At 67.8% G+C, this 26,176-nt stretch carries 34 protein-coding genes and 1 pseudogene; 2 read left to right on the forward strand and 33 right to left on the reverse strand.

Annotated features, from left to right (window positions below; genetic code table 11):
• The first annotated feature begins 359 nt into the window (after positions 1–359).
• A complete protein-coding gene (locus OVA02_RS10685) occupies positions 360–1,220 on the forward strand; it encodes a hypothetical protein (RefSeq protein WP_267658287.1) in 861 nt (286 codons plus the stop codon).
• A gap of 133 nt (positions 1,221–1,353) precedes the next feature.
• Here the strand turns inward: OVA02_RS10685 and OVA02_RS10690 are convergent, their stop codons facing one another.
• From OVA02_RS10690 to OVA02_RS18145, 13 genes are all read right to left on the reverse strand, one after another.
• A complete protein-coding gene (locus OVA02_RS10690) occupies positions 1,354–1,860 on the reverse strand; it encodes a hypothetical protein (protein WP_267658288.1) in 507 nt (168 codons plus the stop codon).
• Between the two features lie 20 nt (positions 1,861–1,880).
• Entirely contained in the window at positions 1,881–2,420 is a 540-nt protein-coding gene (locus OVA02_RS10695) for a hypothetical protein (RefSeq protein WP_267658289.1), read from the reverse strand.
• A gap of 110 nt (positions 2,421–2,530) precedes the next feature.
• Positions 2,531–2,980, reverse strand: coding sequence for a helix-turn-helix domain-containing protein (locus tag OVA02_RS10700; RefSeq protein WP_267658290.1), 450 nt, complete (start codon positions 2,978–2,980; stop codon positions 2,531–2,533).
• Positions 2,981–3,151: 171 nt separating this feature from the next.
• Positions 3,152–4,138: a class 1b ribonucleoside-diphosphate reductase subunit beta gene (nrdF, locus tag OVA02_RS10705; RefSeq protein WP_267658291.1), complete on the reverse strand. Its 987-nt coding sequence runs from the start codon at positions 4,136–4,138 to the stop codon at positions 3,152–3,154.
• A gap of 52 nt (positions 4,139–4,190) precedes the next feature.
• On the reverse strand, positions 4,191–4,985 hold the full coding sequence (locus tag OVA02_RS10710; RefSeq protein WP_267658292.1) for a DUF2510 domain-containing protein: 795 nt from the start codon (positions 4,983–4,985) through the stop codon (positions 4,191–4,193).
• Between the two features lie 154 nt (positions 4,986–5,139).
• Positions 5,140–7,272: a class 1b ribonucleoside-diphosphate reductase subunit alpha gene (gene nrdE / locus OVA02_RS10715; protein WP_267658294.1), complete on the reverse strand. Its 2,133-nt coding sequence runs from the start codon at positions 7,270–7,272 to the stop codon at positions 5,140–5,142.
• Positions 7,269–7,667 carry a class Ib ribonucleoside-diphosphate reductase assembly flavoprotein NrdI gene (nrdI, locus tag OVA02_RS10720; protein WP_267658295.1) on the reverse strand — a complete coding sequence of 133 codons (399 nt, stop codon included), beginning with the start codon at positions 7,665–7,667 and terminating at the stop codon, positions 7,269–7,271. The genes nrdE and nrdI overlap by 4 nt, the downstream gene beginning before the upstream one ends.
• Before the next feature lie 38 nt (positions 7,668–7,705).
• Positions 7,706–8,227: a hypothetical protein gene (locus tag OVA02_RS10725; RefSeq protein WP_267658296.1), complete on the reverse strand. Its 522-nt coding sequence runs from the start codon at positions 8,225–8,227 to the stop codon at positions 7,706–7,708.
• A gap of 206 nt (positions 8,228–8,433) precedes the next feature.
• The gene (locus OVA02_RS10730) at positions 8,434–9,894 is read right to left on the reverse strand and encodes an Ig domain-containing protein (RefSeq protein WP_267658297.1); all 1,461 of its coding nucleotides are present in this window, start codon (positions 9,892–9,894) and stop codon (positions 8,434–8,436) included.
• Positions 9,881–10,468: a signal peptidase I gene (locus OVA02_RS10735; RefSeq protein WP_267658298.1), complete on the reverse strand. Its 588-nt coding sequence runs from the start codon at positions 10,466–10,468 to the stop codon at positions 9,881–9,883. Before OVA02_RS10735 ends, OVA02_RS10730 begins: the two co-directional genes overlap by 14 nt.
• Positions 10,465–11,148 (reverse strand): hypothetical protein, encoded by a 684-nt coding sequence (locus OVA02_RS10740; protein ID WP_267658300.1) that lies wholly within the window; start codon positions 11,146–11,148, stop codon positions 10,465–10,467. Before OVA02_RS10740 ends, OVA02_RS10735 begins: the two co-directional genes overlap by 4 nt.
• Positions 11,149–11,287: 139 nt before the next feature.
• Entirely contained in the window at positions 11,288–11,866 is a 579-nt protein-coding gene (locus tag OVA02_RS10745; protein ID WP_267658301.1) for an alternate-type signal peptide domain-containing protein, read from the reverse strand.
• A gap of 142 nt (positions 11,867–12,008) precedes the next feature.
• Entirely contained in the window at positions 12,009–12,926 is a 918-nt protein-coding gene (locus OVA02_RS18145) for a CAP domain-containing protein (RefSeq protein ID WP_420709656.1), read from the reverse strand.
• Here OVA02_RS18145 and OVA02_RS10750 point away from each other — a divergent pair.
• The gene (locus tag OVA02_RS10750) at positions 12,916–13,242 is read left to right on the forward strand and encodes a hypothetical protein (RefSeq protein WP_267658302.1); all 327 of its coding nucleotides are present in this window, start codon (positions 12,916–12,918) and stop codon (positions 13,240–13,242) included. The two genes, OVA02_RS18145 and OVA02_RS10750, sit on opposite strands and share 11 nt — an antisense overlap.
• Positions 13,243–13,252: 10 nt before the next feature.
• On the opposite strand, the gene OVA02_RS10755 is transcribed toward OVA02_RS10750, so the two are convergent.
• From OVA02_RS10755 to OVA02_RS10850, 20 genes and pseudogenes are all read right to left on the reverse strand, one after another.
• Positions 13,253–14,848, reverse strand: a complete 1,596-nt coding sequence (locus OVA02_RS10755; protein ID WP_267658303.1) for a nicotinate phosphoribosyltransferase — start codon at positions 14,846–14,848, stop codon at positions 13,253–13,255.
• Positions 14,845–15,714, reverse strand: coding sequence for a ribose-phosphate pyrophosphokinase (locus OVA02_RS10760; protein WP_267658305.1), 870 nt, complete (start codon positions 15,712–15,714; stop codon positions 14,845–14,847). Before OVA02_RS10760 ends, OVA02_RS10755 begins: the two co-directional genes overlap by 4 nt.
• Positions 15,715–15,768: 54 nt before the next feature.
• Complete coding sequence (locus OVA02_RS10765; protein ID WP_267658306.1) at positions 15,769–16,059, reverse strand: DUF7455 domain-containing protein; 291 nt, start codon at positions 16,057–16,059, stop codon at positions 15,769–15,771.
• Between the two features lie 25 nt (positions 16,060–16,084).
• A complete protein-coding gene (locus tag OVA02_RS10770) occupies positions 16,085–16,537 on the reverse strand; it encodes a hypothetical protein (protein WP_267658307.1) in 453 nt (150 codons plus the stop codon).
• A gap of 287 nt (positions 16,538–16,824) precedes the next feature.
• On the reverse strand, positions 16,825–17,679 hold the full coding sequence (locus OVA02_RS10775) for a phospholipase (RefSeq protein ID WP_267658308.1): 855 nt from the start codon (positions 17,677–17,679) through the stop codon (positions 16,825–16,827).
• A 71-nt stretch (positions 17,680–17,750) separates the two neighbouring features.
• A complete protein-coding gene (locus tag OVA02_RS10780) occupies positions 17,751–17,960 on the reverse strand; it encodes a hypothetical protein (RefSeq protein WP_267658309.1) in 210 nt (69 codons plus the stop codon).
• Entirely contained in the window at positions 17,957–18,277 is a 321-nt protein-coding gene (locus OVA02_RS10785) for a hypothetical protein (RefSeq protein WP_267658310.1), read from the reverse strand. Before OVA02_RS10785 ends, OVA02_RS10780 begins: the two co-directional genes overlap by 4 nt.
• Before the next feature lie 104 nt (positions 18,278–18,381).
• Entirely contained in the window at positions 18,382–19,026 is a 645-nt protein-coding gene (locus tag OVA02_RS10790; protein ID WP_267658311.1) for a hypothetical protein, read from the reverse strand.
• 63 nt (positions 19,027–19,089) lie between these two features.
• Positions 19,090–19,524, reverse strand: a complete 435-nt coding sequence (locus OVA02_RS10795; RefSeq protein WP_267658312.1) for a hypothetical protein — start codon at positions 19,522–19,524, stop codon at positions 19,090–19,092.
• Between the two features lie 54 nt (positions 19,525–19,578).
• On the reverse strand, positions 19,579–20,583 hold the full coding sequence (gene dut / locus OVA02_RS10800) for a dUTP diphosphatase (protein ID WP_267658313.1): 1,005 nt from the start codon (positions 20,581–20,583) through the stop codon (positions 19,579–19,581).
• A complete protein-coding gene (locus OVA02_RS10805) occupies positions 20,580–21,164 on the reverse strand; it encodes a 5' nucleotidase, NT5C type (RefSeq protein WP_267658314.1) in 585 nt (194 codons plus the stop codon). Before OVA02_RS10805 ends, dut begins: the two co-directional genes overlap by 4 nt.
• A gap of 54 nt (positions 21,165–21,218) precedes the next feature.
• Entirely contained in the window at positions 21,219–21,437 is a 219-nt protein-coding gene (locus OVA02_RS10810) for a hypothetical protein (protein ID WP_267658315.1), read from the reverse strand.
• A 90-nt stretch (positions 21,438–21,527) separates the two neighbouring features.
• Positions 21,528–21,896 (reverse strand): hypothetical protein, encoded by a 369-nt coding sequence (locus OVA02_RS10815; protein ID WP_267658316.1) that lies wholly within the window; start codon positions 21,894–21,896, stop codon positions 21,528–21,530.
• On the reverse strand, positions 21,893–22,435 hold the full coding sequence (locus OVA02_RS10820; protein WP_267658317.1) for a hypothetical protein: 543 nt from the start codon (positions 22,433–22,435) through the stop codon (positions 21,893–21,895). Before OVA02_RS10820 ends, OVA02_RS10815 begins: the two co-directional genes overlap by 4 nt.
• 31 nt (positions 22,436–22,466) lie before the next feature.
• Positions 22,467–22,718, reverse strand: a pseudogene (locus tag OVA02_RS10825) (HNH endonuclease); the annotation flags it as partial.
• Between the two features lie 22 nt (positions 22,719–22,740).
• Positions 22,741–23,028 carry a hypothetical protein gene (locus tag OVA02_RS10830; protein WP_267658318.1) on the reverse strand — a complete coding sequence of 96 codons (288 nt, stop codon included), beginning with the start codon at positions 23,026–23,028 and terminating at the stop codon, positions 22,741–22,743.
• A gap of 85 nt (positions 23,029–23,113) precedes the next feature.
• Positions 23,114–23,260, reverse strand: a complete 147-nt coding sequence (locus OVA02_RS10835; protein ID WP_267658320.1) for a hypothetical protein — start codon at positions 23,258–23,260, stop codon at positions 23,114–23,116.
• Positions 23,261–23,264: 4 nt separating this feature from the next.
• Complete coding sequence (locus OVA02_RS10840) at positions 23,265–24,191, reverse strand: phosphotransferase family protein (protein WP_267658322.1); 927 nt, start codon at positions 24,189–24,191, stop codon at positions 23,265–23,267.
• Entirely contained in the window at positions 24,188–25,006 is an 819-nt protein-coding gene (locus OVA02_RS10845) for an inositol monophosphatase family protein (RefSeq protein WP_267658323.1), read from the reverse strand. Before OVA02_RS10845 ends, OVA02_RS10840 begins: the two co-directional genes overlap by 4 nt.
• Positions 24,996–26,174, reverse strand: coding sequence for a glycosyltransferase family 4 protein (locus tag OVA02_RS10850; protein WP_267658325.1), 1,179 nt, complete (start codon positions 26,172–26,174; stop codon positions 24,996–24,998). Before OVA02_RS10850 ends, OVA02_RS10845 begins: the two co-directional genes overlap by 11 nt.
• Positions 26,175–26,176 lie beyond the last annotated feature (2 nt).

The following is a 26,176-nucleotide window of genomic DNA, read 5'->3' on the forward strand; positions in this document are numbered from 1 at the left end:
GGTTTGGACGCCGGCCTGGTCTCACTGGCTGACCTGTTCGCGTTCGCTGCCACCTCAGAGGGGCGACCCCTCCTTCGCATCCCTCTGCGACAGGTGTTGCTTAGCGCGCCCTCAATCGGGTCCTCTCGGGCGCCCCAGATCCTCGGTCGAATCCAGTCGCTCCTGGGCGTCGAAATGCCCGTCCGAAAGATGACGATCGCGTGGCTTCTCGACAGCCGCACGGGCGGCCGACGGTTCATGGCGTGGGTCGATTCGACAGAGATTTCCCGGTCAGAGCCCTGGTCCGGGTTCCCCTACGCTCCTCCCCCTGAATCGCCGGGGGCGGTTCAGAAGTCCCCGGTCAAGACCGGAGGACTCACATGAGCCAGGACGTTTCTGCCTTCTTCGCAGACCACATCGACGCCGTTCGAGGCACCGAGGGACGAGCCCTCGATCGGGCACTTTCCCAGCTGCTTCGGGCCTTTCAGGGCCACATCTGGAGCTGGGCAAACAACGCCTGTCGTTCACATGGCGACCGTTCGCTGATGCACGTCGAGGACGTGTTCAACGTCATCAGCCTCGAGCTCAGCATCGAGCTCCGGAAGGAACTCACCAAGCGCGCCGACCCACCGATCGTGAACTTCTGGGCCTACTTCCGTAAAATTTCACAGCGAGTTTCGTTCGCCTACTTCCACTCCGGAGAGACCACTGGGTTCTCCTCCGCGGGGGGTGCAGCGAGGCGCCGATCGAAGATCAACAAGACCCGTCGGGAGCTCACCATCTCGACCGGCTTGGCCCCCACGGACCAGGAGGTCATCGACGAGGTGAACCGCCTCGCCTACGCCACTCGGAAGGACCCGAAGAAGCAGGGCGCGCTTGTCACTTTGGACGACATCCACGTGGCGACTTTCGCGTCCCTCGATGACATGACGGACGAGTTCGGTGACGCAATTTGGGCGACGGAGGAGCCCGAATCTGGCCCCCTCACGAGGGTGGAAGCCGTGCCGCTCGTAACGTCGATCGTCGATGCGTGCGGATCCGTTTCGGAGCGCACCGGACTCGTCGCGAGAGCATGGATCGGTGACGCGATGGCGGACCTTCCGGTCGTCAGGACGCCTCGGGAAGTCGCGACGCTTCTGACCCTCCGACTGGGGGAAGTTGAGGAGCTCATGGAGGTCTGCAAGACGGTCGCGAGAGCCGTTTGCGCCGACAAGTACGGCATCGACAGCCCCTTCGCCTAAAAATGAGGGTCGCTTCGTTATCGAAGTGTGACAAAGGAGTAGGCGGGACACCCCTACCTCGGGGGTGACTTCTTGCGACTGTCGGTGGTCGGTGCTATGTCGATCCGCGTGCATGGATCGCCTCTGGAAAAGGCTAGAGCTCGGTCCAGACGAAGCCACCCTGTGGGCTCTTCTCGCTCTGACGTGCGTCGACGACTCCCCCAACCGCGTCGAGCAGAATGCGCAGCGTCGGCGCCTCGTCCGTCCAATCCTCGGACCGAGACCGGATGTAGACAGCGACGCCCTCGTGCTCTTCCGCGTAGCAGTCAGCTCGGTGCCACGGCGCGGGAGAACCCGCCGCGGGCCGGCCGCGTCGACCGTCCAGGATCTGGGCGGCCGTGATGACGGTGGACCGCTGCTCAGCGGAGAGGTCAGCGATCATCAGGTCGGGTGGGGACACGGACTGCAGCCAGATGCCGGGCTCGACGGAGTAGCTCTCGATGAGGGCGTCGTCGTGCGAGACGGGGAACCCGTGCCCTGCGAGTCGTTCCTGGTCAGCGGAGTAGGGGCGGTCGAGGCTCAGTTCCGGCGGACGCTGGTCCTTGGTCTCGAAGCGACCGTCGCCGGCGCGGGGGTGGGCGGCGGTGTCGAAGTAGGTCATGTCACGTACGTGTGCGGCGATCAGCGCCTGGGGTCGTCCGGGTCGTCGACGTCGATGGACACGCGGGTGCGGTACATGCTGTTCTCGGGTGCGAACGGCTCGCTCTTCTGCCAGTTCCACCCGTCGCCGATGCGCTGCAGCTTGCTGGCGAGCTGCTTGCCTTCGTCGGTGAGGAGACCTCTGTTCGAGGCGAACTCAGCCGACCTCGCCATCGGCACCTCAGCTGTGATGAGAAGGTGCTGCTGACCGTAGACACCGTCGTGCGTTGTCTCGACGGCGTAGCCAATGCCGGCGTCGAGCTCGCCGGCGAAGACCGCCTCGTTGATGAAAGCTCGAGCCCGTTCGGCGACCACCTCGGTGGAGAGGAACGCATCGGGGTAGTAGATGCCGGCTCGGACGACCGAGTCGCCCGCGCTCCACTCGCTCATGCCCTGCGGGATGACTTCGGCGGATCGCCCACTCGACTCCTGCGTCAGGGCAATCTGCGGGGCCGACTGGGCCTTGTCGACGAAGACGCCAGTGTGGGCGCGCGGGTGGGCGGTCTCGACGAAGCGGGTCATGCTCCGTACGTGTGCGGCCACGCGGATGCGCACGAGCCTGCGCGCCGAAGGCGCCAGGGGCCCGCGTCTCCCCCACGTAGGAGCCCGTTCTCACGGTCGTGATGCGGCCGTCAGGCGACAGCGAGGACCGGGGCGGCCTGCGACTCGGTGGACGAGCCGGTTCCGTCCTCGAGGAGGATGCGGGTCTTGCCGAGCTCGTTCTTCGTCGACCGCAGGCGGCCATCCTCGGCCCACAGGTAGACGGTGCGGCGCGTGACGCCGAGTGTCCGCGCGGCCTCAGAGACGCCCACGCCGGGGCCGCGCCCGGGCCGCGGGGCGGTCCGAGGCGCCTCACCGATGCTGCGTGCGGTGGCTTCGGGGGTGCTCTCCCGCTGCGTCAGCCACTTCGCTTGGCCCTCGGACATCCCGAGTCTGTCCGCGATCTCTGACCAGGAGCGCTTCTCTGCCCGGGCTGCCTCAATCACGTCGATGAGGACGGAGAGTCTCTGCGTCTCGGCGAGCTGCGCACGGCGCCAGGCTTGGCCTGCTTCGGTGAGGACTTCGATGGTGTCGTGGCGCATGGTGTGTTCTTCCGGCGACGGGCTTCGCTGATGGGGACAGACCCAACAGTACAGTCCTCCAAATGGAGGACACGGCGCTTGGCAGGGTGGACGGCCCCCACTTCGAGGGACGATCGAGGCTACAGGCCGGGCTGCGGCGGGGACGCTTCGCAGCCCGGCGGGTCGAGGAGCCTAGGCGTCGAAGTCCCAGTCGTCGTCCGTCGTCGCGACGGCCTTGCCGATGACGTACGACGAGCCCGACCCGGAGAAGAAGTCGTGGTTCTCGTCGGCGTTCGGCGACAGGGCGGAGAGGATGGCCGGGTTCACGTCCGTGATGGTCTTCGGGAACATCGGCTCGTAGCCGAGGTTCATGAGGGCCTTGTTCGCGTTGTAGTGGAGGAACTTCTTGACGTCCTCGGTGAGCCCGACGGTGTCGTAGAGGTCCGCGGTGTACTTGACCTCGTTCTCGTACAGCTCGAACATCAGGTCGAACGTGAACTGCTTGAGCTCCTCGCGGCGCTCCTCGGAGACCAGGTCGAGGCCCTTCTGGAACTTGTAGCCGATGTAGTACCCGTGGACGCTCTCGTCGCGGACGATGAGCCTGACCAGGTCGGCGGTGTTCGTGAGCTTCGCCCGCGAGGACCAGTAGAACGGCAGGTAGAAGCCGGAGTAGAAGAGGAACGACTCGAGCAGCGTCGAGGCGATCTTGCGCTTGAGGGCGTCGTCGCCGGCGTAGCGCTCTAGCACGATCTGCGCCTTCCGCTGCAGGTTGACGTTCTCGGTCGACCAGCGGAAGGCGTCGTCGATCTCAGGGGTCGACGCGAGGGTCGAGAAGATCGACGAGTAGCTCTTGGCGTGCACGGACTCCATGAACGCGATGTTCGTGTAGACGGCCTCCTCGTGCGGTGTGAGCGAGTCGGGGATGAGGCTGATGGCGCCCACCGTTGCCTGAACGGTGTCGAGGAGGGTCAGGCCGGCGAAGACGCGCATGGTGAGCTGCTTCTCCTCCTGGGTGAGGGTGGCCCACGACTGCACGTCGTTGGACAGAGGAACCTTCTCTGGCAGCCAGAAGTTGTTGACGAGGCGGTTCCAGACCTCGAGGTCCTTCTCGTCTTCGATGCGGTTCCAGTTGACCGGGCGCACGATCGCTGCGGTCGGGGCGTGGGTGGTGGAGCTCATGGTGGTCCGTTCAGTGATTCGTTGTGGTGGTGGTGTGATGCAGGCGGGAGGCCTACGCGCCCGTGCCGTCGAGGTCGATGCGGCCGCGGCCGATTCGGTGCTTCGCGGCCGTGTACAGGCGCCTCACGAGCGCAATGCCCCCGGCGGCCGTGCGGATGCGCAGCGCGAGGGTCCACGCGCTGGCGCAGACGATGACCCACCCGATGAAGGGCAGGAGAGTAAGCACGGGGGCGAAGCTCGGGACCGCCTTGACGTGGGCCGTTTGGGCGACGTCCTCGGGGTTGTAGAGGACGTCGATCTTCTGGCCGGCCTCGATGCTGCAAGGGAGCGTGAAGACGTCGGTGGTGACCTGGTAGTCCTTCTCATCGACGGAGAGGGTTCCGACGGGAGCGCAGGACCCGTCGTCGTCCGTGGTGACGGACGCGATGGTCGCAACGGCGGCCACCTCGCCCGGCCTCTGGTCGAGTCCGTCCGTGGCGTTGCCGACGAACCCGCCGACGAGGATGATCCAGGTGACGCCGAAGATGATGCCGATGAGGGATCCCGAGACGCCAGGGCTGTTGTGCACGATGTCGCTGCCCTGGGCGACGAACCCTTCTTCACGGGCCGCCTTCTCTTCGGCCGCTTCGCGCGCTTCACGCTCCCGGTCATGTGGGGTCCGTAGAGGCTCGGCCGCCGTGGCGCCGAGATGAGGGTTCTGCCAGTCGACGGTATGCGTCTCGGTGGCCTTCGCTTCCACGGTGGGCGGGAGCGGCGACCTGTGCTCGGTCCAGCCGTTGCCGTCCCACCAGCGGGCCAGGCCCTCCTCGTTTGGAGCGGGGTACCAGCCGGCAGGGGTCGTGCTCATCGTGTTGCCCTTCCGTGGTGTTCGGACGGTTCTGCCGGCCGTCTCCGGGTTCGCGTTGTAGACATGGGGCGAACCGCGTCTCGCCCAAGGGGAAGGGCGGCTGCTCGCGCTGTGTTCATGCGCGGCAGCCGCCCTTAGGTCAGCTCTCAGCCCGTCAGAGGGCGCAGCTGACGCAGCCCTCCATCTCGGTTCCCTCGAGCGCCATCTGGCGGATGCGCACGTAGTAGATGGTCTTGATGCCGCGCTTCCAGGCGTAGATGTACGCCTTGTTGAGGTCGCGGGTCGTTGCGGTGTCCGGGAAGAACAGGGTCAGCGAGAGACCCTGGTCGACGTGCTGCGTCGCCGCGGCGTACGTGTCGATGATCTTCTCGGGCCCGATGTCGTAGGAGTCGCGGTAGAACTCCCGGTTCTCGTCGGTCATGAACGGCGCCGGGTAGTAGACGCGTCCGAGCTTGCCCTCCTTGCGGATCTCGATCTGGGCTGCGATGGGGTGGATCGACGCCGTCGAGTTGTTGATGTAGGAGATGGAACCGGTCGGCGGCACGGCCTGGAGGTAGGCGTTGTAGAGGCCGCCCTCCATGACGAGCTGGCGGAGGATGACCCACGCAGCCTGCGTGGGGATGGCGATGCCGGCCTTGGCGAAGAGCTCGGCGACACGGCCGGTCTTCGGCGACCACTCCTGCTCGACGTACTTGTCGAAGAAGCTGCCGTCGGCGTACTTCGACGTCTCGAAGCCTGCGAAGGTCTCGTCGCGCTCGACAGCGATGCGGTTGGAGGCGCTGAGAGCGTGGAACAGCACCGTGTAGAAGTACATGTTCGTGAAGTCGATGCCCTCCTCGCTGCCGTAGTGGATGTGCTCGCGGGCGAGGTAGCCGTGGAGGTTCATCTGGCCGAGGCCGATGGCGTGGGACTTGTCGTTGCCGTTCTCGATCGACGGGACCGACCCGATGTGCGAGAGGTCGCTGACGGCGGAGAGGCCTCGAACGGCGACGTCGACGGTGCGGCCGAGGTCGCCTCCGTCCATGGCGAGGGCGATGTTCATGGAGCCGAGGTTGCAGCTGATGTCGCGGCCGACCGTGGCGTAGGAGAGGTCCTCGTTGTACGTCGAGGGGGTGTTGACCTGCAGGATCTCCGAGCACAGGTTCGACATGTTGACGCGGCCCTCGATGTTGTTGGCCGCGTTGACCGTGTCTTCGAAGACGAGGTAGGGGTAGCCGGACTCGAACTGCAGCTCCGCGATGGTCTGGAAGAGGTCCCGTGCCTTGATCTTCGTCTTGGTGATGCGGGCGTCGTCGACCATCTCCTGGTACTTCTCGGTGACGGAGATGTCGCCGAACGGGACGCCGTAGACCTTCTCGACGTCGTACGGGGAGAAGAGGTACATGTCCTCGTTCTTCTTCGCCAGCTCGAAGGTGATGTCGGGCATGACGACGCCCAGGGAGAGGGTCTTGATGCGGATCTTCTCGTCGGCGTTCTCGCGCTTGGTGTCGAGGAACCGCATGATGTCGGGGTGGTGGGCGTTCAGGTAGACCGCTCCGGCGCCCTGGCGAGCACCGAGCTGGTTGGCGTAGCTGAAGCTGTCCTCGAGGAGCTTCATGATGGGGATGATGCCCGACGACTGGTTCTCGATCTGCTTGATGGGCGCTCCCGTCTCGCGGATGTTCGTCAGCGAGAGAGCCACGCCTCCGCCGCGCTTGGAAAGCTGGAGGGCGGAGTTGATGCCGCGGGAGATGGACTCCATGTTGTCTTCGATGCGGAGCAGGAAGCAGCTGACGAGTTCGCCGCGCTGGGCCTTGCCGGCGTTGAGGAAGGTCGGGGTCGCGGGCTGGAACCGCCCGGAGATCATCTCGTCGACGAGGTTGGTGGCCAGCTGCTCGTCTCCACCGGCGAGGAGGAGGGCGGTCATGACGATGCGGTCCTCGAAGCGCTCGAGGTAGCGCTTGCCGTCGAACTGCTTGAGCGTGTACGAGGTGTAGTACTTGAAGGCACCCAGGAACGTCGCGAAACGGAACTTTCGCGTGTAGGCCGACTTCGTCAGCTCCTTGATGAAGGCGAAGTCGTAGAGGTCGAAGAGCTCGGGCTCGTAGTACTGCTTCTCGAGCAGGTAGTCGATGCGCTCCTCGAAGCTGCCGAACCAGCGGGTGTTCTCGTTGACGTGCTGCAGGAAGTACTGTTTGGCCGCCTCGCGGTCCATGTCGAACTGGATCTTGCCGTCGGCGTCGTAGAGGTTGAGCATCGCGTTGAGCGCGTGGTAGTCGAGGCCGGTGAGGTCCGGCGAGGGGATCACTGTGTGGTCCAAAAGGTGTCCAATCCGTTGTGGACGGCCAGGCGGTCGTCCGGGGTTCCGAAGATTTCGAGCTTGTAGAGCAGGGGCACGCCGAACCGCCGCGAGATGACCACGGCGGCTCGGCAGTAGTCCGCTCCGAAGTTGGTGTTGCCAGTGCCGATGACGCCTCGAAGGAGGTCCGCGTTCCGCTGCTCGTTGAGGAACTTCTGGACCTGCTTCGGCACGGAGCCGGGGCCGCCGGCTCCGTACGTTGGCGTGATCAAGACATAAGGCACATCGGCCTCAGGGGTCTCGTCCTTGGTCAGCAGCGGCAGCCGAAGAGCGTCATGCCCGAGTCCTTCGACGAAGCGATGGGTGTTGCCCGAGGCTGAGCTGAAGTAGGCGAGACGGGGCACGTGAGACCATGCGCGGCACGGTCACGTTCCGACAGGCGTCAGTCGTCGAGGATGCTGGGGTCGCGTAGGATGGCGCGCTCACGCTCGGACAGCGGGTACTCCGTGGCGCTGTCGGCGACGAGGTTCTCCTCGAGGACTTCGTCACGATCCCAGCCGTTCTTGGCGGCGAGCTTCTCGATGTCGGTCAGGTAGGCCATGTTCTCGATGAGCAGGTCCTCGCTGTCGTCTCCGCCGAGCTCGAGGGCCTTGTTCGCGAAGGCCTGGAACTTCGTGACCTCGCTGTGGTCTCCGGTGACGGACACGTAGCGGTGGCTGCCCCCGTTGCCGTCGTTGCTGACAGCGACGACTCGCTTGCCGTCTCGGTAGAGCGAAGCGGTGAACCCTCCGCCTTCCATCCCGGCGGAGTGGCGCTTGTAGTTCTTGAGCTCGTACGGGCCGAGCTGGCCGGGCTTGCGAGGCCTCGCGGGCGTGATCAGGGACGTCTCGGGCGCGCTCTGGGACTTGTCGGCGAACTTGCCAGTCTCGGCGCGCGGGTGGTCGTTCTCGTTGAAGTTGGTCATGCGTCGTACGTGTGCGGCGCAGCGGCATGAGGTGGCGCGGCGAGCGGACCCCGGCCACCTCCTCCGACGCCGGCCCCGTCCACCCTGTCGATCGCCGACAGGCTCGTGAGACCTCTCCGTGAAGCACGGCGGCGCCTTAGATCTGGCGGTGGAGGCGGCCGGGGTCCGGAACGTGAGGCACCTCCCGGCCCCCTGGCCTGTCGCCGCTAGCGCGTCACTGTGATCGTCATGGTGAACGCCCGACGCAGCGTGATGTTCTCCCGCACGAGGGTGAAGACGTAGGTGCCCGAGACGCCAGCGCCCTTCGTCAGGATGTTGCCGGTAGCGCACTTGAGGTTGAACATCGACTTGTCCGTCAGGGTTCCACCGTTGGAGGACGTGATGGTGACGCCCGTGAGGTCGATTGTCGTGTTGGGCACGCAGGCCTCGGACAGCGCGCTCGAGCCCGCAGTCGTGAGGACCACCGTTCGAACCTGGTTGGTGGAGTAGGACATTGCGGGCGGCGGTGCCGGGTAGACCAGGAAGTTCATCGTCGCGGTGGCCGAGCCGGCTGCGTTCGAGACTTCGACAGAGAAGGTGCCACGCTGACCGGCCATCGTCGTCCAGGGGAGAGCCGACGTGCCCGTCACGAGCCCCGTGGTGCTCATCGAGAAGCCGGTGGGGAGGCTGCCGCTGACGACTCGGTAGCTCAGGTTCTTGCCGACCCCGGGCACCTGCTGCGAGTAGTTCGTACCGTAGCGGGCGTCGGCCATGGTGGTGTTCGACATGGTCGGCGCTGCCGCCTGCACAGCCAAAGTGAAGGCCCTCGTGACCGCACCGCCGCTGTTGCTGGCGCGGATGGTGAAGGTGCTCGACCCCTCGGTCGTGGGGGTGCCGGAGATGACACCCGACGCGGAGTTCAGCGACAGGCCTGTGGGGAGGGCGCCCGCCGACACCGACCAGGCGATGTTCTTGCCGGTCGCGTAGACCTGCTCGAAGTACGCCTTGCCCGACGTCGGATTCGCCAGGTTCATGGAGTTGATGGCGGGGGCGGCGTCCCTCACGGTCATCGTGTAGCTCTGCGTGGCGGTTCCGGCCGCGTTGCGTGCAGCGACGGAGAACGTGGCCGTCCCTGCGGTCGTCGCGGTTCCGGAGATGACGCCGGACGAATCCAGCTTGAGGCCCGGAGGGAGGCTGCCGCCCGTGACGCTGAACACCGGCGATGGACTTCCCGTCCTCGAGAGCGGCCATTCGTACGGGGTGTCGGTGACCGCGAGCGGGAGGAGGCCGACGTCGAGGGTCGGAGCTGAGGCCGGGGCGCCGTAGACCCCACCGCCGATCGTGCCGGAGCTGATGCCGCACGTGCCGCTCTGCCCCACTGGGATGAGCGCCGGGCAGCCCGTGACCGGGTTGCCCTGGTCATCGGTCACGCGGGGGTTCTTGAGGGGCTCCGTGCCGGTGTTGGTGATGACGTACTGCCACCGGAGGGTCACCCCTACTTCGTAGGTGCGGGCCTGCTCGCGGGTGGTTGCGGGCCCCTCCCCCACGACCTGCTTCGTGATGGTTGCGCTGGCTGCGGCGTGAGCCGGGGGCGCGAGGGACAGGAACGCGGTGACAGCCGCCGCGCCGACAAGGGCGAGGCAGAGGACGCGCGCTCGAGAGAGACGGCGGCGTTCAGCTCGAGGCACGGGTCTCCTCCTTCGAAGTTGTCGGTTCGATGGTCTGCGCCTGTCGGCGGCTGCGGGAGAGGATGACCTGGATCACTCCCCAGAGAATGAGGGCCGCTCCGCCTGCTTGGGCGATGTACGGCTTCACGGTCACGGGGACCAGGTGCGTCACATGCCCGAGGTAGGGGATCTGGTAGATGTACCGCCCCTTGACCTGCTCGGGGACGACGGGGCGGTCGGGAGCGCCGTTCGCGTCGCCCTGGGTTGTGAAGTGGTCGATGCCGGAGATGCCGTAGGTGATGCCCGTGACACGGTGCGTGATCAGGTCAGGTTCACGAAGCTTGGCCTGGTAGGTGACGATGTCGCCGATGTGAACGTCGGCCGGCTTGACCTTCTGGCTCACCACGATCGCGCCCGGGTTGATGGTCGGCTTCATAGATCCGGTGACGACGGTCAGCGGCACGGCCCCGAGGAGCCGGGGCAGGATGACCGCGGCCACGAGGGCGGTGACGACGAGGGCGAGCACCCCGTAGATGACGCCGCGAAGTACGCCGCGGAGGAACGAGCCACGGCTGTCGACGTCCGTGTCGCTCACGGGTTCCCCCGGAACGTCTGCTGATCGACACCGAACGTCACCTTCGCGGCCTTGTCAGCTGTGGTGGCACCGACGATGCCGTGCCACTCGGTCATCGCCGTTACAGGCGCGGACGAACCGTCGGCGGTCATCGTCACCTTCGACGCCTCGTGTCCGTAGTCGGCCGGGAGCGACAGCTCGACGCAGAGGAACTCGGTTGCGGTCGTGGTTGTCGGCAGGGAGCCGACCAGCGGCCGCTCGTCCACATTGGCTGAGGCGAGAGGGCCGGTGTACAACGGCGTCTGCGCGGTGGCTGCGCCGGGGGTGCAGCTGGCGGCCGACGGCTGTGCGGTGATGGCTGCCTGCAGCACGTCAGTCAGCCCGGTGCTGCCGGAGACGTCTGGCGCCCCGAGCTCGTACTTGAGGCCGGCGTTGCCTTCGGAGACCCCCGCGACGCGGAGCGCCACGGCTTGCGGGGCGGTCGGCGTGACGGCCGCTAGAGCCTCCGAAGGCATGGCCCACCCGCCGCTGGCCGCCTGACCGTCGACGAGGAGTTCGACCTTCGCGGGCATGATCGCTGCGGGCGTGCTGCGGGCTTCTGCGGTCCAGAGCGCGAGGGCTGAGGTGCCGTGCGCGGTGACGGCATCGACTGCGACTCCGCCGACGGCGAGGGCGGTGAGGATGCGCGAGCGCTTCTTCATGGTGAGCCTTTCTCCCGGGGTGGGGGTTCGCTCGTGGGTCGGGCCGGGCGGGCCTGCCTCGAAGGGTGGGGCGGGGCCTCCTCCTTGCCTGCTGGCGTGGGAGACGGCCCCGGTCGCTCTGTGAGCGGGAGGCCTGCTGCTAGCGGTTCTGCAGCAGGCTGTACGTGACGGCGCCGAGGTCGATGACCTCGCCGGTCAGGTAGCGGCCGGTGGCGGTTGCCGAGATGCTCACGTCGATCTGCAGCGTGTAGCTCTTGCCGGCGTTCTTCGGGACGGCGACCTTGATGGGCTGGTCGATCGCCACGTTGGCGGCGCCGGTCATCGGCTGCGTCTGCCCGACCTCCGTCAGGCTGTAGGTCGCCGTGGCGTTCTTCGACGCGAGCTGCGCGACGGTGGAGCCCGACTTGACGCCCAGGGTCGCGCCGGCGTTGTCGCCGCTGGCGACCAGGGTGATCGGCACGGTGAAGCGCAGCTTGTCGCCGGGCACGCTGCGGAACGTGGCCGGGTTCAGGGGCTTGGCGACGCCGGTCGAGACGTCCGCCCAGGTGCCGTCATTGACGTTGATGGACATGTCGCCGTTGGAGATGGCGGCCGCGGGCTTCGCGGTCTCGTCACTCCACAGGGCGAAAGTGGTGCCTCCCGCGAGGAGCGCGATGCCTGCGGCGCCGGCGAGGATGCCGGCGGTGGCCTTCTTCGTGCTCTTGAACGTGCTCTTCATGGTGTCTCCTTCTGTGCTCTCGCACGGCTTGTGCAGGGCTCTTCGGGTCCGCTGCGTGTGTCGCGTAGGCGATTGGTCGCATCTACGAGGTCGGGTCCTCCGCGCTGGCGAGGAGTGCCGTGTTGTATGTGTGCGGCGACGTTCAGACGTTTCGCGGCCGCGTGATTCGCTGAGCTGCGCGAACGATCAGGGAGCCGAGGAACGCGAGAGCGAACAGGGCGAGATCCCCGTAGCCGGCCACTTCGGGGGCAGGGGTTTTGGCCGCCGTAGGGACGTCGAGCTCGTCGGAGTCGCTCCCCGCGGCGCGCTGCTCGCTGCTGCGGCTCGAGTCGACCGGCGTGCTTGTCGAGTCCTGGTTGGCCGTGCCGGCCGGTGCCTCGGCGGGCCCTCCGAAGAGATCGGTGCCGGAGGTCTGGTCGCTGTCCCGCTTGTCGCTCTTTGAGGTGCTGCCGAGCGGGCTGTTGAGGGTGCCGCCGGACCCGAGGAGGGGCCCTCGGTTGTCGCCTGATGCAGTTGCGCGTCCGCTGCCGGCTGCGCTGTCGGGGCGGCCGCTGCTTGGCTTCGTGCTGCCGCCGCCCGATGAGGTGGACGTGGAGGGGGACTTCCCGGTGGACGAACCGGAGGGAGCTGAGCTCGGGGCTGAGCTGCCCGAGCTGGCGCCCGCCGGCGGGCCGGCGGAAGGGCCAGTGGTTGGCCTGCCTGGACTTGGTGCCGGAGCGGGTGCTGGAGCGGGCGCCGGAGCTGAGGGCGCACTGGGGCCGCTGGGAGCTGCAGGTGCCGGGGCTGGTGCCGGAGCTGGCGCGGGCGCGGGTGCGGGAGCGGGAGCTGGCTGCTGAGTGGGGGCGGGAGCGCCGAGGATGAGGACCCAGCCGCCCTGCGGGCTGTACCCGGCGCCGGCAGCCGTGTACTGGCTGCCGAGCATGTTTGCGTTGTGGCCGGACGACGCTGCCCAGGCGGCGACAACCTGCCAGGAATCGGTGTTGCCACCTGGCGTCCAGGCGACGTTCTCACCTGTGATCCACCCGGCTCGCTGGTAGCCCGAGTGGGAAGTGCCGGACATCCCGTTCGCCCATGACTGTGCGGCTGCTGCCAGCGTGCTGTCCCAGGCGAGCTTGCCTGATCGTCGTTCGTTGACCGCCTGGACGATGTCGGTGCTGTTGGACGCATGGGCGGCCGTGACCCCGCCGAAGGCGAGCATCAGGACGGCTGCGGCGCTCGTCAAGGTGGTCAGCGTGCGCTTCCGCATCAGGCTCCTAGGGTCGGCAGGCTCTCCGGCGGAGGGCATTACTGCTTCTGATGCGTCCCATGCGCGGCAGGTGCTCGATCGGGAAACGCCGCCTCCCCTCGGCAGCGAAGGGCAGGCGGCGTTTCCTTGAGCGACGGGCGCTACGAGGCCCGGCGGCGCTCCTTGCGGGCGGCGCGCTCAGCCTCGAGGGTGCCCCGGACGTCGGCGAAGGACTGGTGGCGGTAGAAGTAGCCGTCCTCCCAGACGAGCTCGAGCAGGCTGCTCTCGTCGTCCTCGGGCTTGGTGCCCTCGAGCTGGCGGATCTCCCCGGTCTCGTCGCGGTGGAGGACGATGCGCCCCTTGGCGCTCTTCTTGCCGCCGCCTCCGGTCTTGGGGTCCTTCTGGATGTCGACGGGCTCACCGTCGACGACGGCCCACGTGGCCTTGACTGCTGAGCCGAGGTTGTCCCGCGTCTTGTACTGGTAGGTGAAGGAGCCGACGCCGAGCACGACGTTCTCCGCCGCCCATCCCTTGGCCGCGAGGCGCCGGAAGATGGCAGTGGCGCGCTCCTGGGTGATGCTGTCGCCGTAGATCACGCCGATGTGGGAGTCGAGGACCTTGTACCCCTTGTCGTTGACCGTGTAGCCGAACAGCTCGCCCAGCAGTTCGACGACGCCGGACATCTCGGGCGTGACGCGGCCGCGGCTCTTCGCGTGCTCGTACTCGATGAGGTCCTCGTCGATGACGTACTCGCCGGTGACGATGTCGACGGGGTCTCCGGAGTCGGGTCGGATGACGAGCTTGCCGTCGCGGCTGAGGATCTCGGCCTTGAGCTGCGGGAGCACCTCAGTGAGCACCTTGAAGAGGTCGTAGCCGTCGCTGACGGCCGAGACGACACCGGTGGGGAAGGTGTCGAGGATGTGCTTGAACACCTCGAGCTCGCCCTGCTGGCCGCGGATGCACATGACCGAGTGCTCGGTGGCGGGGACGGAGCCGGCGAGGGTGCCGTTCTCTCCCGGGTAGTAGCGGCGGATGAAGTCGAGGGACGGCATCGAGTCGGTGCCGAGGAAGCTCGTCAGGTGGCCGGCGCCGGATGCGGCGGCCGAGGTCAGAGACGTCTGGCCTCGCATGGAGAAGTCGTGTGCATGGAAGAGGGTGCCGGGGGTGACCGTTCCGGTTCGCTCGACCCACGTCTCGATGATGTCGCGGTACTCGAGTGCGACGGTGGCGGTGGTGCTCGGGTGCCAGATGGTCGCTGACAGGGCCGTCTCGATGTAGTTGGGCAGCCAGAAGAACTCGTCGTGGGTGTTCTCGATGGTCACGGTGGCGACACCGATGGGCGCCAGGGTCCCCTCCTTGAGGGCCCGCACCTTGAGCGGGAGGTAGCCGAGCCGGTGGAGCGCCCTGACGTGCTCGGCGTCGAGGGTGTGCCCGGGGCCGAAGTAGGCGTCGAGCTCGGCCAGGAAGAGGTCGACGACCTCGTCTTCGGCTGCCGCGAAGAAGGACTCCCACGTCTCGACGAGGTAGGACTGGATGAAGTACTGCAGGCCGAACACGACGGCGTGGCTCGAGTTCGGGAGCAGCTTGTTGGAGCGGTTCGTCCAGTTGATGAGGATGCGCGTCGTGCCGGTGCCGTCGCCGTGCTCAGAGCCGGGCTGGGGGTAGAGGGGCCGGTGGCTCTGCTTGTAGCCATCGGTGCCGAGGAGGCCGGCGATGGGGCTTGCGGTGGTGATGCGTCGTTCGAGCTTGGTGCTCACTTGATGGCTCCGTTCAGGTACTGGCCGATGTTGACGATGTGGAAGGCGCTGGGGCGGTCGGACTCCGGGCGCGGGTCGTCAGCGAACGAGTCGGTCGTCCAGATGTCCTCGAAGTGCTCCGTGAGCTGCGCGGCTCGGCCGGAGAAGACTCCGTGGCTGACGAAGAGGCCGAGCTGGTCGCGGCGCAGACCGGTCGCCTTGGCCAGGCCCATGAAGGTCCCGCCGCCGTCGCAGATGTCGTCGACGACGAGGAACTTGCCGTCGGCGGGGAGGTCCGCACAGGAGAACCCGGAGAGCTTGCCGGTGGCTTCGTCGCGGTGCTTCTGCGCGAGGTAGACGGGGAGGTGGGTGACCTTGGCAGCGGCGCTGGCACGCTTCACGCCGCCCGCGTCTGGGGCGATGATGCCCGTGTAGCGCTGGGCAATGGAGTCCCTGTCGGCTCGGCCGACGACCCAGCGCCTGACGACGCTTGCGGAGTCGACGACCGTGAGGTTGTTGACCAGCCCCTCGATGACTGGGGAGTGCGGGTCGAAGGCGATGACCTGGTCGAGCTCGAAGCTGTTGAGGAAGCCGGCGTAGACGCGGGCGCCGAACGGGAGCCCCCGGTCCTGGCGAGCACCGGGGAGGTACGGGATGACGGCGATGGTGGTGGCGCCGCGCTGCTTGGCTGCGTCGGCCCACATGCCGAGCTGGGCGAGGTCGTTGGCGTCGGCGCCCTTGACGGTCGCGATCTCGGTGAGGTGGCCCTTGCCGTCGTTCTCGTTCACGACCTTGACGTGGTGGTCGCCCGCGGGGAATCGGAACGACTCGAACGTCGGGTGGGTGAAGAACCCGGGCCCGATGCGGGTGCTGAAGGTGATGGTCATGTGCTCTGGTCTGCTCCTAGGGAGTGCGTCGGTTGTGCTGGAGGCATGCGACGTCTACGCGGAGGTGGCGCCGGTGCCGGTGGTCCTGGCGGGCAGGATGTAGCTGCGCTCGTCGAGGACGGCCTTCGCCGTCGATCGGATGCGCTGCTCGGCCTTGGTGAAGTGGTGGCCGCAGAAGAGCAGGTCGCTGCTGGCGAAGGTGGCCCGCACGTAGGCCCGGGCGGAGCACTGGTCGCAGCGGTCGGCGGAGTCGAGGATCTGCGCCTCGGTCGGCGTGCCGTTGGCCGGGACGGGGGCCGGCGGCAGGGTGCGGCCGGCGGGCGGGGTTGCTGCGATGGTCGTCATGCACGAGCCATGCGCGGCACGCCCGTTACTTCTTGGGTCCGAAGCCCGTGAGGAGCCTCTCGGCGACGTCCCGCTCGAGCGCCCAGGCGATGTCGACGCCGAAGTCCCACCAGGCGTGCGTCTGGTCCCACTCACGCTGCGTGCCGGCGAAGACCTCCTCGAAGTGCGAGTGGACCTTCGCGCTGAGGGACGTTTCGGGCGTCACCCAGAGCTCGAGCGCGGCGACCGACTCGGAGGCGAGCTTGCGTGGCGAGACGATGTAGACGGTGCGCTTGAGGCCAGCGATGGTGATGGGGGCTTCGGTGATGGTGAGCGGTCCGGCGGCGCGGATGCGTCGGAGGGAGGCGACGCTCGCACCCCACTCGTACTCGCTGGCACCCATGTACTCGAGCTTGAAGAGCTTGTCGAAGCCCGTCTTGATGTCGGGGGTGGTTTGCGGTGCCAGGCGCTGGACGGTGTAGAGCTTCGAGGAGGTCATGCGCCTGTCATGCGCGGCACGCGGACGTCGTCAGACCGATCGAGCTCGGGCGTGCAGCCAGGCCTTGACGCTTGAGCGACTGACCATGTCGCGTGTCGTGACAGGGAAGGCTGCGGCTGCATCCTCGAGGGTCCGGACGGCAGTGCTCTCGGTGAGCTTTGCCGCGGCTGCCTAAGCCGCTCGCTGCCCTGCCTCATGAGCCAGGACGAGGGCTGTGGAGTCGATCGAGCCGCGGTAGCTGGTGAGCCATGAGGCAGCCGCCGCTCGGCGGGTGCTGTGGTCCGTCATCAGTACCAGTTCCGCGCCTGCGAGTGCCCCCACGCGGCGCAGGGTGTCCCGTAGGTGCTCTTGATGTACCCGAGCCCCCAGATGATCTGGGTGCGGGCGGACGTCTGCCAGTCGGCGCCGGCCGCCGCCATCTTGCTGCCCGGCAGCGACTGTGGGATGCCTGTCGCTCCGCCGGAGGCGTTGTAGGCGTCGAAGCGCCAGCCGGACTCCTTCGTCCACAGGGACGCGAGGCAGGAGAACTGACCGTCGCCCCAGCCGTAGGTCGAAGCGGCGAGCTCGCGGGCTGCTGCCTTGGCGCCCTCGGGGGTGTTCGCCAGCCTGAGCACTTCGGCGGCTGCGGCAGCCTCGGCTTGGAGCCGGGCGGCCTCGGCCTGCCGCAGAGCTTCCTCGGCGGCAGCCTTCTCTGCGGCGATGCGGTCGACCTCTGCGCCGGCCGCTTCGGCTGCGCTCAGCTCTGTCTTGGCCTTCTCAGTGGCGGTGATGATCTGTCGAGTGCTCAGCGAGGCAAGGGCGGTGAGCGGCTCCACGGAGGAAGCGAGCGGCGCCGTGTCGACCTTCGTGTCGAGAGCAGGCTTCACTTCCTGGGCCCGTGCGAGAACGGCCTCAGCTTCGGTGTGCGCTGCCTCCCGCTCGACGTACTTGACGTGTTCGGCGAGCCATGCGATCTGATCCGGTCGTCGCTCTGTCGCTTCGCGGTGCGCGGTCGTGGCGGCAACCGAGCGCGCGGACTCCTCACGCTCGAGCTTCTGGTGATGGGCCTGGAGGGGCGTGGAGATGAGCAGGCCGGCGGCGACAGCGATCGCGGCGGCGAAGGCTGCGCGTCGCGGTGGGACGGCTTGACGGAACACGGGCATCTGAGGCCTCCGGACGTTGGGTGCCCCGGTGAGGGGACGTGGCCCACCGTCCATGCGTGGCAGCTAGCCGGTCAGCCCCCGAGCAGCGGGGCGAGCGCCGTCGCCTGCGCGAGGAAGACGCCGCGAAGGTGCGGTGTGGCGCCGTCCCAGGTCAGGCGTGCAGACTCCTTCGCGTCACGCTGCCAGTGCAGGAACAGGAGCTTCGCGGCTGCCTCACGGACGACGAGCTGGGCGTCAGTCGGTTCGGACGCCGTCTCGGGAAGCGAGTCGGTAGCGCTCATGCGAGGTGCAGCCCGTCGTCGTCAGCGGTGCGTCGGAGGAAGTCTTCGAGCTCGGCGATGCCGGTGCTGATGTCGACGGATGCTTCGGCGACGTCGGCCGGGTCCTCCCCCGCGTTGATGATCTGAGTTGTCGGGCACCCCTGGGCACCGGCGGTCTCACCGCAGGCGACGCAGTCGCCACCAAACTCCTCCTTGACGTGCAGCCCACGAACAGTCGCCAGCTTCTGGTCGAGGTCGGTGAGGGCCGCAGCGGCTTGCAGGGCGGCAGGGGTCGCCTCAGCCTTGAGGTTGGCGATGAGCGAGTCGTGGTTCAGCATGGTCTCTCCGGTGTCTGCTGCGGGTGTCGGGCGGACCATGCGCGGCACGCCGGCGGGCGCCAGGCGAAGGTGCTTCGCGCCGCCGCGAGAAGGTGGTTCCGGCCCTACGGGAAGCGGTGCACGGAGGACAGTGCGAGGTTGATGTAGCCGTGTCCGACCCACTCCTTGTCGTCCTCGAGGGCCGTCTCGATCGCCGTCTTCGTCATCGGGATGAACTCGATGGCGTTGGACTCCCAGGCGTCGGGGGCCATGCCTAGCTGACGGGCGTGAAGGAAGGATGCGCTCGTCCAGACCGTCTCGCGGAGATCGACATGGCCTAGGAGTGCCCACTCGTTGCGCGTGACATCGCAGACGAGACTGTGGAACGTGATCCGATCGCGCATCTCCGGCTGCGCCTCAAGGTCGACCCCCAGCTCCTCGGCGATTCCCCGGAGGGCGGTGCGGTAGGGGTCGGGGCGTCCGGTCAGTGGGTCGACATCGACCAGCGCCATGCCCTCGTTGACCGAGATGTGGCGGAGGTTCTGGCCGCTGGCTGTTTTCGCGCTTCGTCTCGTCAGGAGCAACTGGCCGTCGGCCGTCTCGACGGTGAGGTTGATGCCGAAGGAGTTCGACAGGCCGGGCAGAATGTCCAGGAGCTCCTCGCCTCGTAGCGGGCCTCCCTCGAGGCCCGCGGCCATGAGGCTCTCCCATTCGGCGGCGATGGCCAAGAACGACGCGTGGTCCGTTTCGGCGAAGCGCAGCGTGAGCACCGGCAGTTCATCGGACCCTTCGCGGGACACCTCGAGACCGCGGAGAGCGATCTTGTCGGCGTTTCAGGAGCCGGGTGTGGTGTCGAGGCGCCTGCGTTGGTCGTCTATCTTCCGCTGCAAGGGCGCGGCTGCCGACGGTCGCAGTCGGGGCGGCAGCGCGTTCATGAGGTCCGCCGGCGACACCGCCGCTACGACCGCGGAGAGCAGGTGTTCGGGGCGGAATCCGTCAGCGGCGAACTGGCGGACGTAGATCTCGTGGCGGGCGGCCCCGACGGTCATCGTCTCGGCGCCCATCACCGAGCGGCTGGCAACGTCAGCGACTCGAAGTGCCCTGTCGGCTCGGAGCGTCTCGAGCTCGAGGATGAGGCAGTCGAGGGCGGTTGCAGCTTGCGTGGTCAGGGGCGTCGCCGCGGCCTGGAGGCTGGCGATGAGCTTGTCGTGGTTCAGGGTGGCCTCTTCGGAGCGTGGATCGGTAGAGGTTCCATGCGCGGCACCCAACGCAGGAACGCCCCGACCGTGAGGGCCAGGGCGTTCGCGTGTCGGCAGGTGTGGCTACGCGACCCGGGTGATGTACGCGGCCGGCACGCTCGCGACCGTGTAGGTCGTGTCCGCAGCGAGTCGGATGTCGTGCCCGTCGCGGAGAGCCGCCGCGGCGTCGATGCGGAGGATGGCGGGGTTGCTGTGCTTCCGGCGGCCGACCCGCTCGGCGGTCTCCTCGTCGCCGGAGAGGTGGACGAGGCGGCGCGTCATCGGTCGCAGACCGTCCGCGAGGATGGCGGTCACCGAGTCGGGCGACGTGCCGTGGAACAGCTCGGACGGGATGGACGAGCCGAGGTGGTCGATGGCGACGTCGACGCTGTGGCCGTAGGTGGCGCGGATGCGGCCACCGGCGAGCTCGAAACGCTCCTTCGATCCGTGGTCGACGACGAACTGCACGTCCGCGCAGCCGATGTCGGCCAGCTTCGGGCTCGACAGGCGCAGGCCCACGACGACGTCGTTGAGGTCTGCCCAGCCGCCGGCGTCGAGGGTGATGCCGTAGTCGTCGGGTGCGTGCCTGAGGGCGTGCGACAGGCGCTTGCTGAGCTTCTTGGCCGGGGTGGCCGTGGCGATGGGCGCCACGGTGGACGTGCCGGTCGAACCGAAGCCTCCGGCGCCGCGGTCGCTGCTGCTGAGCTCGTCGACGACCTCGAAGGTCGGGGCGACGAAGTGCTGGATGACGAGCTGGGCGATGCGGTCGCCGGTCTTCACCTCGAACGGGTAGATGCCGTGGTTGATGAGGATGACCTTCACCTCGCCGCGGTAGCCGGAGTCGATGACGCCGGGGGCGTTCAGGACGGCGACGCGCTGCTTGGCGGCGAGGCCGGACCGGGAGTGGACGAGGGCCACGAGGTCGTCGGGGAGCTCGAGCGCGAGGCCGGTGCCGATGATATGGACGTCGCCGGGGGCGATGGTCGCGTTCTCGATGGCGCGGAGGTCGACTCCGGCGTCGCCCGTGCGGGCGTGCTCGGGGACGATGGCGTCCTGGTGGAGGGTCTTGATCTTGATGCTCGCGGTCACGCGGCGGTCCTTCCGTAGCTGATGGTGAGGGCTTCGTCGATGGCGTCGCGCCAGCTGTCCCACTGGACCATGCGCGGACCGGTCGCAGCCTGGTTGTAGGCCTCGTTCCAGACGATGCGGGTCCACTCAGGGGCCATGGAGCCGGTGATGACGTCCTTATCGTCGATGAGCACGTCGCCGCGGACGACGGTCTTGTCGAGGGTCATGATCGTGCGCTTGGCGAGCTCGAGGCCGCCGTGACGCTCCATCCACCAGAGCTTGTCGGAGGCACAGGTGGGGTTGTAGACCGAGGGCGTCGAACACATCATCACGTTGTGGCCGGCGTCGAGCATCTCGTGGAGGGCCTCGAAGGCACCCTCGCGCGGCTCGAGGTCGCGGTAGAAGCCGGGCTTGTTCATCGTGGCCATGAGAGCCGTGGCGACGTCGGCATCGACGTCCTTGAGCAGGTCCCAGGCGTTGCGAGTGCCGGCGTCGGCGATGTTGAGGTGGGGGTAGTCCTGGCGGGCGACGTCGACGAGGCCCTTCTCCCACAGGGCAACGGGGGCGTCGATGTCGACGAGGATCGTGAGGGGTGCGGTCATGCAGCACCCATGCGCGGCGGCCACGGGTGTCCGCGTCGACGCCGCCGCCTGGACCTAGAAGCGCCGCTCGACGTCGCGCCGGATGAGCGTTCCGTTGACTGCCCAGTCCTCGATCGCGGCGACGTCGTCGAGGGTGAGGCCTGAGCGGCTCATGGGGGTGATGAAGGACAGCTTCGAGTTGCCGGGGAAGTCGTCATCGTCGTCCTCGTCCTCGTCGTCGAGGTCGTACGGAGAGCGGTATTCGTCAGCGAGCGGCGTCGGTGGCAGCGGCATGTACATGGCTCGGTGCAGCGCGGTGTTGATGTGGTCGTCGACCCAGAGGACGCTGTCGGCGTCTTCGAGGTGCAGGCGCGCGGCAGCGGCCTACCACCAGGCGCCGGCGGTCCAGTTGGTTCCGGGCCACCCCTCCTGGCCGGGGATGTCCGATGCGTGGGCGCTGTTCGGGAAGTCGTCGAGGCCGATGGCGGGGGCGATGGTTCGGGGCACGTGGTGGCCGACGCACGTCAGCCAGTGGATGCTGACCCCTGGCACCGTGGCGAGTGCGTTGATCCGCGACACGACCGCGGGGTCGAAGACCGCGACGAAGGCGCTGGCGTCGCTCGGGAGCGGTACCTCGGTCATCGTGAAGCGGCCCACGTCGTGGCCTGCGTCTGCTGCGGCAGCGAGGTTGAGCTCGGCGCTGACGACCCCCTCGAAGTCGAGGAGGATGTGCTTGGTCGGCGGCGTGCTCATGCCTGCTCCATGCGCGGCGTGCGACGGCGGGCCCGGCTGTGCCGGGATCCGCGGCCGTTCGTGAGGTTGGCGAAGGGGAGCTTGCCGAACTGGTCGATGAAGTCGTCGAGCATCTCTGTCTCGGTGGCGCTGGCATCGGCGCTCTCTTGCCAGGCCACGAGCAGGGCGGCGTTGTCTCGGAGCTGCCACAGGTAGCGGCCACCGTTGTGGCTGCCGCCGAGGTCTGCTCCGTGGAGCCGGTACTCATCGAGGCGCTTGGCGATGCCTCGGTCGCCCTTCGAGCCGAGGTCGGCCTTGCCGATGTAGACGACCTCAGCGCCCGTGACCCATGCTGCTTCGAGGGTCGTGAGGGGTTCGGTGTGCCGGCGGCCGGGCACCGCACGGCCGGCATTCGCCTCGAGGAAGGCCGGGGGTCCCGCGTCAGGTCGGACAACGATGTAGGTGCCGGCGCCAGGTGGGACAGGTGACGCCGGCAGGTCCGCGAAGGGCACGAAGCCGTGGAAGCCTGCCGCCGTCAGCCCCGCGCGTGTCCACTCCATGACGTGAGCCTAGAGCGACCGAAGGCCGCTCCTAGGCGACGAGGCCCAGGGCGACGACGTCGGCGCCGGTGGCGGTGACGGCCACGAGGAGTGTGTCCCTCGTGGTGACTTCACGCGGCTGGAAGAGCAGCGGCATGCCGGCCTCCTCCGGCGTGCGGTTGGCCTTGTAGCCGTTGCACTTGAGGCAGGCGGCGACGGTGTTGAGCCACGTGTCCGCTTCGACTCGCGTGAGCCGGCTCGCCGGCATGATGTGGTCGACCGTCGTGCCCACGCGGCTGCGTCCGCAGTAGGCGCAGGTGCGGTTGTCACGTGAAGAGCCTGCGCATCCCGTCGAGCGCGCCGGGAGAGAGGTCGACGGGCACGGGCCTGGGCATGCCGGTCATGCCGCCGCTCTGCAACACCACCCGAAGAGTGTCGTCCCGGGCCGGGGTAGTTGCCCGATGGCGCAGCCCGCCAGCAGCAAACACACTGTCGAATCCGAGTGCCGTGAGCGTCTCCAGCGAAGCGCCCGGCTGGTCGAGCATGCCCGGCTGACCGAAGAAGAGGCCGGTATCGAGCCGGACGGCGACCAGCAGCTCAACGAGCGCATCCACTTCATCGCTGACCAGACGACCACGACCAGGCGCGACAACTCGTATTCTACGAGCGCCGCCTCGCCACCTCGCCGCAGTGCACGCTCTAAGTGACCCGCGCTTCGAGTGCCTCGAACGTGACGGTCGCTCCGGTGCGCGCGTTCGCGAACGCCATGCTTACGCCGCGCACGCCCCAGTCTGCCGTCAGATCGAGGGCGCCGACCGCGGTGGCGGTATTGACGCGGGCGGACATTCGCTCATCCGGCATCCACCGCCGCCCGCACGTCGTCGCGCTGCAGCTGCTCGACGCACCAGCCAAAGTGACCGTCGGTGCCCTCCGGCGAATATGCCGTCGCGGTGATGAGCGCATATAGCGCCCGGGTGCGCAGCAGGTCACCGAGGTCGGCGTCGGTCGTGGCGAGCACGCGCGCGACGAACCGGTCGTCGGTGGCCCGGGCCTTCTCGGAGTACATGTCGAGGATACCGGTCGAGATCCCGAGATCGATCGCGGGCGGCGCGTAGCAGGTGAGGAAGCCCCAGTCGAGCACAGCTGTGACGGCGCCGCGGTCATCGACGAGCACGTTCTCGGCGCAGAGGTCACCGTGCGTGAGCACCTCGGACGCCGTCGAGCGGGCGAGCCACGCCTCCAGCGCATCCAGCACCGCCGGGGCGTTCGGGATGCGTTCGAGGATCACTGGTGAGGCCTGTAGGCGCCGCCGGGCGAGGGCGCCAAGCACCGTCGTACCCGCCGTGCCAGGGTCGGGCTTCGCGACATCGAAGAGCGGTAGCAGGTGCGCGTCATCGGGTTTTGCCGTATCACGGAGAACGAGTAAGGCTGAGAGCAGGGCCTCAATCGCCGCGTCCGTCGAGGTCGGCGTCGGGTCGGTGAGGAATTCCTTCAGCGGTGTGCCCGTCAGCCGTCTCTCGATGCTGATAACCATGCCATCGGCCTCAAAGACCCTCTCGACCTCCGGGGTGCCGAAGGGCAGCTGCATGGCTGCAAGGTCAGCGGAGAAGGCCTGGATTTGCTCCACACCCTTACGGCTGCGCTCGAACCAGGACTTCGCGACCCGGCCGCCGGTGAGACCGAGCACGGTGCCTTCCATGCCCTGCCAGGCGTCGCCGTCAGGCTCGTAGCCGTGCTGGGCGAGTGCGGCGCTGAAGGCGACAGTCGATGTGCTCACGTAAGGGTCCTTCTTTCTTCGTCCGACCTGCCGTGCAGGAGGTCCAGGATCACGTCGTGAATGCCGGCTGCGCTCACGAGTAGCCCGCTATCCGGGGTGCTGCCGATCGGGCCACCGTCGAGCGCCGAAGCCCGCCCGCCCGCCTCGGCGACGAGCAGCGCACCAGGCAGATGGTCCCACGGTGCACCCCAGGGTTCAAGGGCCGCGTCGACGGCTCCCGAGGCGACGCGCACCTGCTGCAGGAAGCCGCCGCGGGTGCCGTGCGGATAAGCACAGCGGCGCAGCACGGCGGTGAGATCGCGTGGCGCGCCACCCCACTCCCTAAAACCGGCGAAAGCGATCTCGGCCTCGGCGAGCCCGGTGACGGGTGCGCAGCGCACCTGTGTGCCGTTTAGGAATGCGCCGCCGCCGGCCGAGGCCCATGCGCGCAGGCCCAGTCTCGGGGCCGAGATGCATGACACAAGCACCTCGCCCTCGCGCACAAACCCAAGCAGCATGCCGAACTCGGCGTCGCCCCGCACGTAGTGCCGTGTGTGGTCGATCGGGTCAAGTATCCAGCCGTCGATGCGTCCTGCGACGAGGTCTGCAACATCGCCCGTGGCGCTCCGTTCTTCGCCAAGCACAATGCTGCCCGGCACCTCTTGGGCAAGCACCAAATGTACGGCGTCTTCAACGGCGAGATCCATCTGCGACAGCAGTGATCCGTCGTCCTTTGTGTCCACCTGCAGCGGCGGCGGAGTCTCGGCATGGATCGCATCGACGGCATCTGCAGTGCGCTGGGCGGCAACAAGCAGACGGTCAAGTTCAGCTGTCACGGGCATCCTGGCCGCTCCTTTGCGCCTCGTCTACGGCCTCGCCAAGCACCCGCATGGTTTCCGCGGCCATGCGGTCGATCGAGAAGCGCTCCTGCACTACCCGCCGTGCGTGCTCTGCCTGCCGCGCGCCACGGTCGGGGTTGGTGAGGGCCCGCTGCAGCGCCTCGGCAAGCGCTGCCGTATCCCCGGGCGCGAACTCCCAGACGAGCCCATCCTCAACGAGCACCTCCTCGATACCGGGCACGCGGGACGTCACAACCGGTACCTCTGCGGCGAACGCCTCTAGCACCGTGAAGCCGAGGCCCTCCTCGAGGCTGGGCACGACGGCAAGGTCAGCCGCAGCCAGCAGCTTCGGCACCTCGTCGAGCGTGACGTCCTCGACGAGCGCGACGCGGTCGCCGAGACCGGTCTGCTCGATCGTTGCGAGGAGCTGGGCGCGGTAGTCAGGGGATGCCGAGCTCACCGATCCGGCGAGCACGACCGTCGTATCGGTGAGCAGCTCGCTCGGCAGTCGTCGTAGCGCCTCCAGCAGCACTGCTTGGCCCTTACGCTCCTTGAGGCGCCCGATGCAGACGATGGTCGTCGTGCGCTCGGGCACGGTGGGGCGACCGTCCCACGGTTGCGCTGCAGCGAAGTCCTCGGTCGCGATGCCATGGTAGACGAGCTGAGCACGCTCGGGGCCGACGAGAGGCAGGGCGCGGTCGTAGTAGAACCGCGAGCCGCACAGCACGCGATCCGGCGCGATCCGCTGATACGCCAGCCGCAGCTTTCCGATGCCGAAGGGCTCGTCGAGCGGAGCGTGTTCGTGGAACGCGGCGACCAAGGCGATGCCGAGAGTGTCGGCAATCATGCGGCCGAGTACGGCGGTCTCTAGGTTGTTCGTGAGCACGACATCTGGTCCGAATGCTGCGACGAGTGGCTCTAGGTCCGAAAGGACCGCGAAGGCCATCTGCTCCCAACACAACTTCGTGGGGTCGGTCACCATCGACCAGTAACCGCTCACCGGTACCACCGCCGGATGCGCCTCGGGGGCGGCCGGAGACGCATCCCGCGCATCGGTGACCACGAGCACTTCGGCACCGGCGCGGGTCAGCGCTTGTGCGACGACCCGCGCGTAGCTCTCAGCCCCGCCAGCGACCGGCGGGTAGGCGGAGGTTAGCAGCAGCACCC

Source organism: Frigoribacterium sp. SL97 (assembly GCF_026625765.1).
In the GTDB taxonomy this organism is placed as follows: domain Bacteria; phylum Actinomycetota; class Actinomycetes; order Actinomycetales; family Microbacteriaceae; genus Frigoribacterium.

Bases quoted from the DNA above. Each gene is read 5' to 3' on its own strand.
- OVA02_RS10740 (WP_267658300.1), bottom strand. From the start codon at position 11,148: ATGAAGAAGCGCTCGCGCATCCTCACCGCCCTCGCCGTCGGCGGAGTC.
- OVA02_RS10805 (WP_267658314.1), bottom strand. From the start codon at position 21,164: ATGACCGCACCCCTCACGATCCTCGTCGACATCGACGCCCCCGTTGCC.
- OVA02_RS10810 (WP_267658315.1), bottom strand. From the start codon at position 21,437: ATGCCGCTGCCACCGACGCCGCTCGCTGACGAATACCGCTCTCCGTAC.
- OVA02_RS10770 (WP_267658307.1), bottom strand. From the start codon at position 16,537: ATGACCTCCTCGAAGCTCTACACCGTCCAGCGCCTGGCACCGCAAACC.
- OVA02_RS10695 (WP_267658289.1), bottom strand. From the start codon at position 2,420: ATGACCCGCTTCGTCGAGACCGCCCACCCGCGCGCCCACACTGGCGTC.
- OVA02_RS10765 (WP_267658306.1), bottom strand. From the start codon at position 16,059: ATGACGACCATCGCAGCAACCCCGCCCGCCGGCCGCACCCTGCCGCCG.
- OVA02_RS10815 (WP_267658316.1), bottom strand. From the start codon at position 21,896: ATGAGCACGCCGCCGACCAAGCACATCCTCCTCGACTTCGAGGGGGTC.
- OVA02_RS10745 (WP_267658301.1), bottom strand. From the start codon at position 11,866: ATGAAGAGCACGTTCAAGAGCACGAAGAAGGCCACCGCCGGCATCCTC.
- OVA02_RS10785 (WP_267658310.1), bottom strand. From the start codon at position 18,277: ATGCTGAACCACGACTCGCTCATCGCCAACCTCAAGGCTGAGGCGACC.
- OVA02_RS10820 (WP_267658317.1), bottom strand. From the start codon at position 22,435: ATGGAGTGGACACGCGCGGGGCTGACGGCGGCAGGCTTCCACGGCTTC.
- OVA02_RS10710 (WP_267658292.1), bottom strand. From the start codon at position 4,985: ATGAGCACGACCCCTGCCGGCTGGTACCCCGCTCCAAACGAGGAGGGC.
- OVA02_RS10835 (WP_267658320.1), bottom strand. From the start codon at position 23,260: ATGTCCGCCCGCGTCAATACCGCCACCGCGGTCGGCGCCCTCGATCTG.
- OVA02_RS10780 (WP_267658309.1), bottom strand. From the start codon at position 17,960: ATGAGCGCTACCGACTCGCTTCCCGAGACGGCGTCCGAACCGACTGAC.
- OVA02_RS10775 (WP_267658308.1), bottom strand. From the start codon at position 17,679: ATGCCCGTGTTCCGTCAAGCCGTCCCACCGCGACGCGCAGCCTTCGCC.
- OVA02_RS10690 (WP_267658288.1), bottom strand. From the start codon at position 1,860: ATGACCTACTTCGACACCGCCGCCCACCCCCGCGCCGGCGACGGTCGC.
- OVA02_RS18145 (WP_420709656.1), bottom strand. From the start codon at position 12,926: ATGTCCGGCACTTCCCACTCGGGCTACCAGCGAGCCGGGTGGATCACA.
- nrdF (WP_267658291.1), bottom strand. From the start codon at position 4,138: ATGAGCTCCACCACCCACGCCCCGACCGCAGCGATCGTGCGCCCGGTC.
- OVA02_RS10760 (WP_267658305.1), bottom strand. From the start codon at position 15,714: ATGACCATCACCTTCAGCACCCGCATCGGGCCCGGGTTCTTCACCCAC.
- OVA02_RS10700 (WP_267658290.1), bottom strand. From the start codon at position 2,980: ATGCGCCACGACACCATCGAAGTCCTCACCGAAGCAGGCCAAGCCTGG.
- OVA02_RS10725 (WP_267658296.1), bottom strand. From the start codon at position 8,227: ATGACCAACTTCAACGAGAACGACCACCCGCGCGCCGAGACTGGCAAG.
- OVA02_RS10685 (WP_267658287.1), top strand. From the start codon at position 360: ATGAGCCAGGACGTTTCTGCCTTCTTCGCAGACCACATCGACGCCGTT.